This is a genomic window from Bradyrhizobium sp. i1.15.2 (assembly GCF_040548425.1).
Taxonomy (GTDB): Bacteria; Pseudomonadota; Alphaproteobacteria; order Rhizobiales; family Xanthobacteraceae; genus Bradyrhizobium; species Bradyrhizobium canariense.
The window spans coordinates 89,720-102,012 of record NZ_JBEPRQ010000011.1; the positions used below are offsets into that span (position 1 = coordinate 89,720).

Annotated in this window: 12 protein-coding genes and 1 tRNA gene; 11 read left to right on the forward strand and 2 right to left on the reverse strand. The window is 63.9% G+C overall.

Going from position 1 to position 12,293, the window contains the following annotated elements; genetic code table 11:
* Nucleotides 1-30: 30 nt before the first annotated feature.
* Complete coding sequence (locus ABIB80_RS20870) at nucleotides 31-177, forward strand: hypothetical protein (protein WP_354128228.1); 147 nt, start codon at nucleotides 31-33, stop codon at nucleotides 175-177.
* An 86-nt stretch (nucleotides 178-263) separates the two neighbouring features.
* On the opposite strand, the gene ABIB80_RS20875 is transcribed toward ABIB80_RS20870, so the two are convergent.
* Complete coding sequence (locus tag ABIB80_RS20875) at nucleotides 264-458, reverse strand: hypothetical protein (RefSeq protein WP_219680153.1); 195 nt, start codon at nucleotides 456-458, stop codon at nucleotides 264-266.
* A gap of 254 nt (nucleotides 459-712) precedes the next feature.
* On the opposite strand from ABIB80_RS20875, the gene ABIB80_RS20880 reads away from it, so the two are divergent.
* The 8 genes from ABIB80_RS20880 to ABIB80_RS20915 all read left to right on the forward strand — a co-directional run bounded on the left by ABIB80_RS20880 (nucleotide 713) and on the right by ABIB80_RS20915 (nucleotide 9,705).
* Complete coding sequence (locus ABIB80_RS20880) at nucleotides 713-976, forward strand: hypothetical protein (protein WP_007591186.1); 264 nt, start codon at nucleotides 713-715, stop codon at nucleotides 974-976.
* Between the two features lie 1,271 nt (nucleotides 977-2,247).
* Entirely contained in the window at nucleotides 2,248-2,616 is a 369-nt protein-coding gene (locus ABIB80_RS20885) for a hypothetical protein (protein WP_007591185.1), read from the forward strand.
* A 134-nt stretch (nucleotides 2,617-2,750) separates the two neighbouring features.
* Nucleotides 2,751-2,825, forward strand: a tRNA-Asn gene (locus ABIB80_RS20890).
* Nucleotides 2,826-3,001: 176 nt separating this feature from the next.
* The gene (locus ABIB80_RS20895) at nucleotides 3,002-3,181 is read left to right on the forward strand and encodes a hypothetical protein (protein WP_007591158.1); all 180 of its coding nucleotides are present in this window, start codon (nucleotides 3,002-3,004) and stop codon (nucleotides 3,179-3,181) included.
* A gap of 136 nt (nucleotides 3,182-3,317) precedes the next feature.
* Nucleotides 3,318-3,980: a protein-L-isoaspartate O-methyltransferase family protein gene (locus tag ABIB80_RS20900; protein WP_007591157.1), complete on the forward strand. Its 663-nt coding sequence runs from the start codon at nucleotides 3,318-3,320 to the stop codon at nucleotides 3,978-3,980.
* A gap of 214 nt (nucleotides 3,981-4,194) precedes the next feature.
* On the forward strand, nucleotides 4,195-5,595 hold the full coding sequence (locus ABIB80_RS20905) for a TolC family outer membrane protein (protein ID WP_007591156.1): 1,401 nt from the start codon (nucleotides 4,195-4,197) through the stop codon (nucleotides 5,593-5,595).
* A gap of 306 nt (nucleotides 5,596-5,901) precedes the next feature.
* On the forward strand, nucleotides 5,902-6,675 hold the full coding sequence (locus ABIB80_RS20910) for a PopZ family protein (protein ID WP_007591154.1): 774 nt from the start codon (nucleotides 5,902-5,904) through the stop codon (nucleotides 6,673-6,675).
* Between the two features lie 153 nt (nucleotides 6,676-6,828).
* The gene (locus ABIB80_RS20915) at nucleotides 6,829-9,705 is read left to right on the forward strand and encodes a valine--tRNA ligase (protein WP_354128229.1); all 2,877 of its coding nucleotides are present in this window, start codon (nucleotides 6,829-6,831) and stop codon (nucleotides 9,703-9,705) included.
* Nucleotides 9,706-9,707: 2 nt separating this feature from the next.
* On the opposite strand, the gene ABIB80_RS20920 is transcribed toward ABIB80_RS20915, so the two are convergent.
* Complete coding sequence (locus ABIB80_RS20920) at nucleotides 9,708-10,310, reverse strand: DNA-3-methyladenine glycosylase (protein WP_219680144.1); 603 nt, start codon at nucleotides 10,308-10,310, stop codon at nucleotides 9,708-9,710.
* 130 nt (nucleotides 10,311-10,440) lie between these two features.
* Between ABIB80_RS20920 and lipA the strand changes: the two genes are divergently transcribed.
* Nucleotides 10,441-11,397 carry a lipoyl synthase gene (lipA, locus tag ABIB80_RS20925; RefSeq protein ID WP_219680140.1) on the forward strand — a complete coding sequence of 319 codons (957 nt, stop codon included), beginning with the start codon at nucleotides 10,441-10,443 and terminating at the stop codon, nucleotides 11,395-11,397.
* A gap of 6 nt (nucleotides 11,398-11,403) precedes the next feature.
* Entirely contained in the window at nucleotides 11,404-11,874 is a 471-nt protein-coding gene (locus ABIB80_RS20930) for a type II toxin-antitoxin system RatA family toxin (RefSeq protein ID WP_219680137.1), read from the forward strand.
* The last annotated feature ends 419 nt before the right edge of the window (nucleotides 11,875-12,293 follow it).

Here is a 12,293-nt window from a genome sequence, read left to right on the forward strand (position 1 = left end):
GCATCCCAACGATCGAGCGCTGGAGAGCACGTGAGCGAAATCGTCCGATTTGTCCCGAAATCCGAGCTGGAGCGGGCTCGCCTCATTCGCGAGGCCCGCGCGATCTATGACAGCATCTTCCCCTCGGCCGCACCCGACCGGGCGCCGCTGGACGGCGAGGACCGCCTCAAGACTTGATCGCGGTCGCGCCGGATTTCGCGGCGTAGAGCCCACAGCAAAACGCCCGCAGAGCGCGGGCGCATCGGCTCACGGCGAGATTGGCTTCAGCAGGCCGCGTACCAGCCGTCCGGGAAAGGTAGCAGGGGCCACGCGCCCTCGTTGTCATTGGCAGCTTTGGGCTTCGCGTAATAGGTCCACGAGCGCGGCACGAAATCCTCCCCCGGCACGAACGCCAGATCTTCATGGATCATGGCGTCCTGGACGGCGTCCAGCAGTAAGTTGAACTCGGCTTCGCTCATCACACCCTCCGGCCCGCGGATGGCGCAATATCGCAAAGCGGGTTTGCTTCCCGGTTGAGCCGATCGTTCGTATTTTAACGATCGGCCAATCGGGTCCCGATTGGTTAGCGATTGATGAAATCCCGTTGGAAAACTTAGGTTCCTGCCGGGTGCCCGCAGTGTGAAGGAGGTCACATCGTCCGCTGTTTATTTCTCCTACCCCTTCGCACACCGGCCAACACAGGCCGGCGGGCAAGGCAGACGGGAGACTGGTCATGAAGGCGAGGTTCTTGCGGTTTGCGGGTGTGAAAAGCCGGGCGCGTCGCGCCTCGACGGTCGGGCTGTTCCTGACGCTGTTTGCCTCCGCCGCCCATGCTCAGCAGGGAACGCCCGAGCAGCGCCGGGCCTGCACCCCCGACGTCTACCGGCTCTGCGCCGGCGAGATCCCCAACGTCCGGGCCATCACGGCGTGCCTGCGCCGTAACAGGTCAAGCTTGAGTGAGGCTTGCCGCACCGTGTTCGATCAGGGCGGCGGCTGACATACCGGGCCTGTGGGTTTGTGCGCAGCAAGTGGCTCGCGCGGGCTCGCGAATCCGGCATAGTCGGCCTGTGGATATGCCTGTGGGTATGCTGCGGAAAGACTGTGGACGGGGGTGATGTGCTTCGGATGCCGGCCGCAGATGCGTCCTTCGATTGTCATATCTGTGTCAAATGACCTCACCGCATGATTCCCTAATCGGGCAGATCGCTGCGTCGCGCAAGATCATGTTGTTTCTCCGAATTCGGAAATTGATGCCGCGAGGGTTCCTCACGAGCAGTTTTTGGCAGCCGGCTGCTAGGACGCACTGATCGAGATCGACCCGGTGTGTCGGCGGCCGTGAGGCGACAGCCGATAGCCCGGATTCGCGAAGCAATCCGGGCTTCAATCCCTTGCGTTGCCCGACGGGCAAAACACCCAAACGACGGGTCAATCCGCTCGCGCAAAAATATTCCGCTTTACCGAAATTCGGCTTTGGCGTATTCAGCCGCCACCTCATCCCGGTCAGAGGGGCGTATCGCGATCGTCACGAAACGTGGGGTGAGCTGCGGTGGACGCGGGCAGCATCGGCGCGAAGGGCTTCGCAGGGCGGCAAAACCGTGAGCGAAGGCGTCGCGCACACGACCGGTGCTGACAGCGTACGGCAAAACCGTGTCGTCCTGACGCCCGGGGTCTGTGCGTCAAGTCTTGTGGTGATGTGGGCGGCCCGACCGGGCATCCGCATCAGCCATCCGCAAGGCGACGGGGGCAATAGTGCATCGCTCCCCGGGGAGAACTCGGCATAAGCCGTCAAACCACTGCGCAGGGAAGGCCGTGTGTTGGGCTTCACCTGTATGCCGCTGTGCAGCCTCTTGTAGCGCAACCTTCGCACAGTGGACCGTGGGTGCCAGCCGGCACCCGGTCTTCCCTGCGCCCTCTGACGGAGGAGGGTGGACGAGACAAAGCAAAGCTCGGGCGAGATGCGTCGCGAGGAAGCGAAGCCGTGCCTGCGACAAGAATCATATTGAGCGCGCAGCGCCGGCGCCCGCGCCGGAGACAACAAGCCGCGCCGATCTATGAATGCCGGTTCATTGCTGCGGAGAATTCGAATCGGTAAGAATTGGCTCGCTGCGCGTCTCGCGTCGTGCAGAGAGCCGGAGGCGGATCGATCGCGTCTTGAACCTTTCGATTGCGCCTCCGACGAATCCTCCAAGGCAACACCATTGGTTGCCGCGGCGCCTGCGCCGATCGACGTCAGGCACCGAAAGCCCGTTTCGATCGGGGGAATTTCATATGAAGTATTTTCTGTCTGCACTGATCGCGATCGGTCTATCGATTGCCGCCGCGCCGTCGTTCGCGGCTGACGCGCGCAACGTCACTGTCGTCAACGAGACCGGCTATGCCATCAAATTCCTGGGCTTCAACGCCCCGGACGATGGCATGGACGAATGGGACAACGAGCTGGACAAGGTTTTGCAGAACCAGGCGAGCACCTATGTCGAGTTCGACGATGACGACGAAGGATGCGTCTGGAACGTCCGCGTCGACTGGCAGAACTATGACGAGACCGTGCTCTGGAAGAACGTCAACCTCTGCAAGTTCACCGCGCTTCGGCTGCGCTACGATTCCGGCACCAAGACCACTTCGTTCGTCGCCGAGTAACTTGACCTGAGGCCAGGCGGAGGAGGGGCCACGCGCCCTTCCTCGCCGCAATGTGCGAGATGGCGAATTCGTCCTTTGCAAGCGCAAGCGGCTTTGTTATACGCAGCCGCGCGCGAACGACGGGTTCGCCCTTTTCCTCGGTAGCTCAGCGGTAGAGCATCCGACTGTTAATCGGATGGTCGCTGGTTCGAATCCAGCCCGGGGAGCCAAATTCTGCTTCATCGTCAATGGTTTGCGTCCAGACTCTGATCTGGGATGCGATCTCGTTGCGGCAAATTCTCAATTAGATGTGTACCGTGGCGAGCCCGCATCCTCCGCCGCGACGCCAAAACGACTCAATTGAAATCGAGCTTCCAGGCGCCGGTCCTTTACGGAGCTGATTCCCATGCGAGACATCCAGGTCGACCGTTCCCCGTTGGCTCCCTCCATTCTGCCGGCGGACATCCCCGAACTCAGCGATGACGAATGCCTCGCCTGTCTCGCGCGGGCGGTCGAGACCCACGATTCGGCACGGCTGGATGAAGTCGCCGCATTGATCGGCCGCCTCGCAGTCACGATCGAATAGGCGGCTCACCCTCGACGTTGCGAGTTGCGGAAGGGCCCGTTTCGCGGGCCAAAGCCATGTTGCGTTTTCGCAGGGCCTGTTCCAAAGATGCCGCCAACTTTCGTCCGCGGCATCGTCCGCCTTGCAGGGTCCGCAAATGTCCGTTTTCTCGACGGCGCGCCTAAAAATGGTCGATGGCCAGGTGCGCACCAGTGACGTCACCGACCGTCGTGTTCTTGATGCCATGCTCACGGTTCCGCGCGAGGCCTTCGTGCCGGCCAGCCGGCAGGCATTGGCGTATCTCGACCTCGATCTCGACGTCAGCGAGGGCGGCGCCAAGCGGTTCCTGATCAAGCCGCAACTGACCGGCAAGTTGCTCCAGGCCGCCGAGATCGGCGAGGATGACAACGTGCTGGTCGTCGGCTGCGCCACGGGCTATCTCGCTGCGCTGACCGCCAAGCTTGCGCGTCAGGTCACCGCGACGGAATGCGATTCGGCCTTGGCCGCGAAGGCCAAGGACGCCTTCGCCGCCCTCGGGCTCGCCAACGTGGCCTGCAAGGCCGCGGCCTGCACCGAGGGTGATGCCGCTGCCGGCCCCTATGATGTGATCGTCCTCAACGGCGCCACCGAGGTGACGCCGGCAGGGCTGCTCGGGCAGCTCAAGGAGGGTGGGCGCCTGTTGGGGGTCTCGGCCGAATCCAGGCCGCCGCGAGCCATGATCGTCACCCATACTCACGGCGAATTCGGCCATCGGGCGCTGTTCGATGCCGCGGCCCCGGTCCTTCCCGGGCTGGAACGAGCCGCCGCCTTCGTGTTCTGACGGCCCGATAGCGGCTTTGGCCCGTTAAAATCCCGTTCTGAATCAGAAGTGTGGCCGGGATGCTGCACGTGAAGAGTTTCCACCGAGAACCACCCTCAGGTAGTTCCGTCGCGCTTGACCGCGTCCTATGTTGCGGCGGGGCAACGACTCCACTCGTAGACGGTAACCCAGCTCGCGGGCACGAGCCGGGCGTTAGAATGAACGGAATTTTTGGATGCATGGGGTGAAGTTCTTCACCGGAGCAGCGGTTTCGGTCCTGCTGCTGGCGCTTGCCGGGCCGACGCCTGCCTTGGCGGATACGATCGAGGCTGCGCTGGTGCGCGCCTATCAGAACAATCCGCAGCTGAACGCGCAGCGCGCCCAGGTGCGCTCGACCGACGAGAACGTGCCGCAGGCGCTGTCGGGCTATCGGCCCAAGGTCAATGTGACCCTCGGCAGCGGGTATCAATATCAGGACGTCCAGGCGACGCAGAATGTCGTCCCCCCCACCCCCAAGTCGATCTCCGGCTTGCTTCAGCCCAACAGCGCCAGCGTGAGCGTCAGTCAGACACTCTACAACGGCAATCAGACCGCCAACAGGACGCGCGTCGCGGAGAGCCAGGTGTCGGGTTCCCGCGAGGCATTGCGTGTGCTCGAGCAGACGGTCCTGCTGCAGGCTGCCACGGCCTATATGGATTTTCTGCGCGACTCGGCCACGCTCGAAGTTCAGCGCAGCAACGTGCGCGTGCTCGAACAGACGCTCAAGCAAACGCGCGATCGCTTCAATGTCGGCGAGGTGACGCGCACGGACGTCGCGCAATCCGAAGCGCAGCTGGCTGCCGGCAGGACCCAGGCCCTGACCGCCGAATCGAATCTCACGACGACGCGCGCGAACTTCCGCCGGATCATCGGCAACGAGCCGGCGGCCCTCGCCCCCGGCTCGCCGGTCGATCGCTTCCTTCCTGCGACGATCGCCTCCGCCGTTGGTCTCAGCCTTGTCGAGAATCCCAACGTTACGGCTGCCATGTATGGCATCGACGTCAACTACCTCCAGGTCAAGATCAACGAAGGCGCTTTGCTGCCGACGGTCACGGTCGCGGCTACTGCCAGCACAGCCTACCAGCAACAGCTGACGATCTTCCGAACGAGTTCCGCGTCCGCCCTCGCGACAGTCGCTGTGCCGATCTATCAGGGTGGCACAGAATATGCGCTGATCCGCCAATCGAAAGAGAACCTGGCGCAGCAGCGCCTGAATCTCGAAACCACCCGCGATCAGACCCGCGCCAACGTCGTGCAGGCCTGGGGCCAGTTGGAAGCCGGCAAGGCGCAGGTGCAGTCCGCGCAGGCGCAGGTCACGGCGTCCGAGATCGCGCTGAACGGCGTGCGCGAAGAGGCCAAGGCCGGGCAGCGCACCACCCTCGACGTGCTCAATGCGCAGCAAGCGCTGGTGAACGCGCGCGTTGCGCTCGTCACTGCCCAGCATGACCGCGTGGTGGCGTCCTATTCGGTGCTCAACGCGGTCGGTCGTCTGGCGCCGCAGGTGCTTGGTCTCAACACCACGGTCTACGATCCCAGCGTGCACTACCAGCAGGTCCGCGACAGCTGGGCCGGCGTACGCACGCCAGACGGACGCTAGAGTCCCGTAGTCATCCGGTCGGCCTCGCGAATAGCCGAAGCCGACCGGTGCTTTGCTTGCAATCATCAAAATCCCTGACATAGCCTTGCCAAGAAGATGCGGGTCGATTCGCTCTGCATCCGATGCCGTGTGCGTAAAGCATGAGGTGCCGAGGGCAGGGGCGCACCGCTGCACGTTGAGCCGTCATCTGGGGACAAGTCGGGCTGCCGTGACGAAAATGTCGGGCCAGCCATCCGGAACCGGCCAATCCTGTCGTGCTTGGTGTAAAACAACGCATGCGAGGGCGTTGATGATGTGGAGTCGGAGATGACGCAGCCTGCAAAGGTCACAGAACCCTCGATGGAGGAGATTCTGGCCTCGATCCGGCGCATCATTGCCGATGATGAGGCCAAGCCGCCGCCGGCGGATGCTGCCAAGTCCGAGAAAGCTGCCGCCCCCGCCGCCCCACCGAAGCCGCAGGCGATCAACGATATTCCGCCATCCAAGGTCGTGCCGCCCAAACCGGCCGCCGAGAAGCCCGTACCGCCTTCAGCCGCAAAGCCGGCGCCGCCGCCGGCCCCCGCGCCCGAGGCGGATGCATCCAACAATCAGGACGATATCGACGCGCTGCTGGCGGGCCTCGACACGGCCACGGCTGCGCCGGAAATCCGTGCTCCCGAGCCGGAGCCCGAACCTGAGCCCGACGTGCTGGAATTGACTGACGATATGGCGCTGGCGATGGAGCCGACGCCGCCTCCGCCGCCGCCGAGCTTCCGCAAGGTCGAGCCGCGCGACGATCTCGAATTCGCCGAATCGCCGCCGCCGCGTCCGACGCCGGCATCCTATGCGCCGGTGGACTTCGATGCGCCGCCATTGCCGCTCCAACAGCCGATCCTGGCGCAATCGACGGTCTCCGCGGTCGAATCCGCCTTCAATTCCCTGGCCCACACGGTGCTCAGCAGCAATGCGCGAACGCTGGAGGATCTGGTTAAGGAGATGCTGCGTCCGATGCTGAAATCCTGGCTGGACGACAATTTGCCCGGCCTGGTCGAACGCATCGTGAAGGCCGAAATCGAGCGGGTATCGCGCGGCGGCAGGTAGATCGGGCCGCAGAGCCCTCATAAAGCCCCGCTTGTGGGTCATATTCTGCCTCCCGACCGGATCGGAAAGCCCTGCTGCCGCCTGGCTTTCCTTTGACCTTTCCGTTGACTTGTCCGTTGACTTGGACCCCGTGCGCGGCTTTCTAACAGCGCCATGATCGAGAAAAATTACCAGCCCGCCGATATCGAAGCCCGCATGTCCGTCGTGTGGGAGGACAGCCTTGCGTTCAAGGCCGGCCGCCCGGACCGCCGCGACGCAGTGCCCTTTACCATCGTGATTCCGCCGCCGAACGTGACGGGCTCGCTGCACATGGGCCACGCCCTCAACAACACCCTCCAGGACATCCTGTGCCGCTTCGAGCGCATGCGCGGCCGCGACGTGCTGTGGCAGCCCGGCACCGACCATGCCGGCATCGCCACCCAGATGGTTGTCGAGCGGCAACTGATGGAGCGCCAGCAGCCCAGCCGTCGCGAGATGGGCCGCGAGAAGTTTCTGGAGCGGGTCTGGCAGTGGAAGGCCGAGAGCGGCGACACCATCATCAACCAACTCAAGCGGCTCGGCGCCTCCTGCGACTGGTCGCGCGAACGCTTCACCATGGACGAGGGCCTCTCCAAGGCCGTGGTCAAGGTCTTCGTCGAGCTGCACCGCGACGGCCTGATCTACAAGGACAAGCGGCTGGTCAACTGGGACACCAAGCTGCTCACTGCTATCTCCGATCTCGAAGTGCAGCAGACCGAGGTCAAGGGTAGCCTCTGGTACCTGCGCTATCCGATCGAGGGCAAGACTTTCAGCCCCGAGGATCCCTCGAGCTTCATCGTCGTTGCCACCACGCGCCCGGAGACCATGCTCGGCGATAGCGGCGTCGCCGTGCATCCCGACGACGAGCGCTATCAGAAGCTGGTCGGCAAGAACGTGATCCTGCCGCTGGTCGGCCGCAAGATCCAGATTGTCGCCGACGATTATTCCGATCCGGAGAAGGGCTCGGGCGCGGTCAAGGTGACACCGGCGCACGACTTCAACGATTTCGAAGTCGGCAATCGCCATGGCCTCGCCCGGATCAGTGTCATCGACAAGGAAGGTTGCCTCGATCTCCTCGAGAACGAGGATTATCTGCGCGACCTGCCGGAAGGTGCCTCGCAGTTCGCCGAGGAGTTCAACAAGCTCGATCGCTTTGCTGCGCGCAAGCGCATTGTCGAGCGGTTGGAATCGTTCGGCTTCGTCGAGCGGATCGAGCCCCACACCCACATGGTGCCGCATGGCGACCGCTCCGGCACGGTGATCGAGCCCTATCTGACCGACCAATGGTATGTCGACGCCAAGACGCTGGCGAAGCCCGCGATGGCGGCAGTGCGTTCCGGCGAAACCACGTTCGTGCCGAAGAACTGGGAAAAAACCTATTTCGAGTGGATGGAGAACATCCAGCCGTGGTGCATCTCGCGCCAGCTCTGGTGGGGTCACCAGATCCCGGCCTGGTACGGTCCCGACGGCAAGGTGTTTGTCGCCGAGACCGAGGAGGAGGCCGTCAGCCACGCGCTTGGCTATTACGTCGAGCAGGAAGTCATCACGGTCGAGCAGGGCCGCGAGATGGCGCTCGACCGCAACAAGCGTGATGGTTTCATCACGCGCGACGAGGACGTGCTCGACACCTGGTTCTCCTCGGCGCTGTGGCCGTTCTCGACCCTCGGCTGGCCCGCGGACGCGCCGGAAGTGCAGCGCTACTACCCCACCAACGCGCTGGTGACCGGCTTCGACATCATCTTCTTCTGGGTCGCCCGCATGATGATGATGGGCCTTCACTTCATGAAGGAGGTGCCGTTCTCGACGATCTACATCCACGCCCTCGTCCGCGACGAGAAGGGCGCCAAGATGTCGAAGTCGAAGGGCAACGTCATCGATCCGCTCAGCTTGATCGACCAATATGGTGCGGATGCGCTGCGCTTCACGCTTGCGGCGATGGCCGCGCAGGGGCGCGACATCAAGCTCGCCACCAGCCGCGTCGAGGGCTATCGCAATTTCGCGACCAAGCTCTGGAATGCGTCGCGCTTCGCCGAAATGAACCATTGCGCCGTGCCCGAGGGTTTCGAGCCGGCCAAGGTCAAGGAGACGCTGAACCGCTGGATCGCGCATGAGAGCGCGCACACCACGCGCGAGGTGACCGAGGCGATCGAGGCCTATCGCTTCAACGACGCCGCCGGCAGCATCTACCGCTTCGTCTGGAACGTCTATTGCGACTGGTATCTCGAGCTCGCAAAACCCGTGCTGCTCGGCCCCGACAGCCCTGCCAAGGCCGAGACCCGCGCCATGGTGGCATGGGCGCGCGACGAGATCTTGAAACTGCTGCACCCCTTCATGCCCTTCATCACCGAGGAGCTGTGGGAGGTGACGGCCAAGCGCGACGGTCTGCTCGCGCTGGCGCCGTGGCCGCTGAAGCCGGCCGGGCCGACGCCGGAGCAGCTTGCGATGCTCGCGGCGACGACGGGGCCGACCGATGCGCTCGTCTCGCCGGTTTGGGTGCTGCCGATCTTCGACCATGCCGACTTCACCGATCCCGCCGCCGAGGCCGAGATCGGCTGGGTCATCGACCTTGTCACCCAAATCCGTTCGGTGCGCGCCGAGATGAACATCCCGCCGGCGACTCTCACGGCGCTGGTGCTCGCAGGCGCCTCGGCCGAGACGAAGGAGCGCGCGCCGCGCTGGAGCGACGTCATCAAGCGCATGTCGCGGCTGTCGGATATCTCCTTCGCCGACCGTGCGCCCGACGGCGCGGTCCAGCTCCTGGTGCGAGGTGAGGTGGCCGCGCTGCCGCTGAAGGGCGTGATCGACGTCGCCGCCGAGCGCACGCGTCTCGACAAGGAGATCGGGAAGGCTGACGCCGACATCAAGCGCGCCGAGTCCAAGCTGGCCAACGAGAAATTCGTCGCCAACGCGGCCGAGGAGGTCGTCGAGGAGGAGCGCGAGAAGCGCGAGGCCGCGCTCGCCCGCAAGGCCAAGCTGCTCGAGGCACTGGAGCGGCTCAAGCAGGCGTCTTAGGCTTATTTCGGAAACGGCTTGCTCAAAAACTTCGAACCCCTGACGCCATAGCGCCAGGGCAGCTCGGCCGCCTTTGTGATGCCGATCCGGATGCCGGCCACCACCTCGACGTCCTCCGTCCGCGCATGCAGCGCGATCGGCGGACGGTCCAGCGGCAAGGCATTGTGCGCGATGGTGATGCCGAGCGATTCGGTCAGCTTGCCCGGGCCCGAGCACAACGCGTGCAAATCCTGGAGATGGCGCCGCCGACGCATCGCGGCGATACCATGGGTCGGCTCCAACGCGCGGATCAGCACGGCGCTGGCCGAGCCTTCTTCCTCGCAGACGAAGTTCACGCACCAGTGGATGCCGTACGAGCGGTAGACATAGGCAAAGCCGGGCGGGCCGAACATCACCTGGTTCCGCGGCGTGAGGCCATTGTAGGAGTGCGCCGCCGGCTCGGTATGATGATAGGCCTCGACCTCGACGATGATCCCGCCGACGCCGTCGACCAGCATGGTTGCACCGATCAAGTCGGGCGCGACCTCGTGCACGCTGCGTGCGAAAAAGGCACGCTTCAGCGCTTTGCCGAGCCGGGGTGTGGAAGGTTTCGAGACTGGAGCCATTCGAGGTGAGAATCGCCAGAGAACAGAGCAGGATATTGCCCATATCTGCCATGTTCCCTGAAGCGGGGCGAGCCGGGTTGCGATGCCCGGCGAGACCGACTAGGTAGGACTTGGTCAGACCGGACACCCCATGGTCGTTATTGTCGATACCATCTCGAACCCGCTGCGCCCACGTCACCCCGAAAAGGTGAATCGGCCCGATTCCGCTTCGCCGCCGAAGCCGGACTGGATCCGCGTACGCGCGCCCAACACCCGCGGCTATGCCGACACCCGCAACATCGTGCGCGCCAACGGCCTGCATACGGTGTGCGAGGAGGCAGGCTGCCCGAATATCGGCGAGTGCTGGGACAAGAAGCACGCGACCTTCATGATCATGGGCGACACCTGCACCCGCGCCTGTGCATTCTGCAACGTCAAGACCGGCATGCCGAACGCGCTCGACGCGGCCGAGCCGCAGAACGTCGGAGAGGCCGTGGCCAAGCTCGGGCTTGCCCATGTCGTCATCACCTCCGTCGACCGCGACGATCTCACCGACGGCGGCGCCGAGCATTTCGCCCAGACCATCCGCGCGATCCGCGCCGCGTGCCCCTCGACCACGATCGAGATCCTGACGCCCGATTTCCTGCGCAAGGAGGGGGCGCTGGAGGTTGTCGTCACGGCGAAGCCCGACGTGTTCAACCACAATCTCGAGACCGTGCCGTCGTGCTATCTCACGGTGCGGCCGGGCGCGCGCTATTTCCATTCGATCCGGCTGCTGCAGCGGGTCAAGGAGCTCGATCCCACCATCTTCACCAAGTCCGGCATCATGGTCGGCCTCGGCGAGGAGCGCCACGAGGTGCAGCAGGTGATGGACGATCTGCGTTCGGCCGACGTCGATTTCCTGACCATCGGGCAATATCTCCAGCCGACCCGCAAGCATCACGCCGTGATGCGCTACGTGCCGCCGGACGAGTTTTCGTCCTACGAGAAGGTCGCCTACACCAAGGGCTTCCTGATGGTGTCGGCGAGCCCGCTCACCCGTTCGTCGCATCATGCCGGCGAGGATTTTGCGAAACTGAAGGCCGCGCGGGCAGCAAGCGCCCGCTGAATCGCCATGCCCAATTTTTCGAGCAAGCGCCGTGTCGATCACAGCGCGTCCGAGATGTTTGATCTGGTCGCCGACGTCGAGCGCTACCCGGAATTCGTGCCGCTGTGCAGCGCGCTGAAGGTCCGTCAGCGTATGGCGAAACCCGACGGCACCGAGGTGCTGGTCGCGGACATGACAGTGTCGTTCAAGCTGGTCAGGGAATCCTTCACCAGCCGCGTGACGCTCGACCGTGCCAATCTGAAGATCCTGGTCGAATATCTGCAAGGTCCCTTCAGCAATCTGGAAAACCGTTGGACGTTCGAGCCCAAAGGCGAGAGCGTTTGCGATGTCGGCTTCTTCCTTGCCTACGAGTTCAAGAGCCGCATGCTGGCGCTCCTGATGGGCTCGATGTTCGACGCCGCGTTCGCGCGATTTTCCATCGCGTTCGAGAAGCGAGCGGATTCGATCTACGGACGGCGGAAGCTGGCGTCGTCGTAGTGGACGGGCACGCTCTCTCCTCCGTCATTGCGAGGAGCCCTTGCGACGAAGCTATCCAGAGCCTTTCCACTGAGGGATGCTGGATTGCTTCGCTCCGCTCGCAATGACTGAGGAGGCGGCGTCGACACTCTCCAACAACTCTCGTCCTCCGTCGCAGACACGGGTGTGCAGCCCCGCGGCGTGTCTCGCCCGAGCTTGGCTTTTGGCGTCGCCCCCAATTGCCAGAGGGCGCAGGGAAGACCGGGTGCCGGCTGGCACCCACGGTCCACTGTGCGAAGGTTGCGCTACGAGAGGCTGCACAGCGGCATACAGGTGAAGCCCAACACACGGCCTTCCCTGCGCAGTGGTTTGACGGCTTATGCCGAGTTCTCCCCGGGGAGCGATGCACTATTGCCCCCGTCGCCTTGCGGATGGCTGAT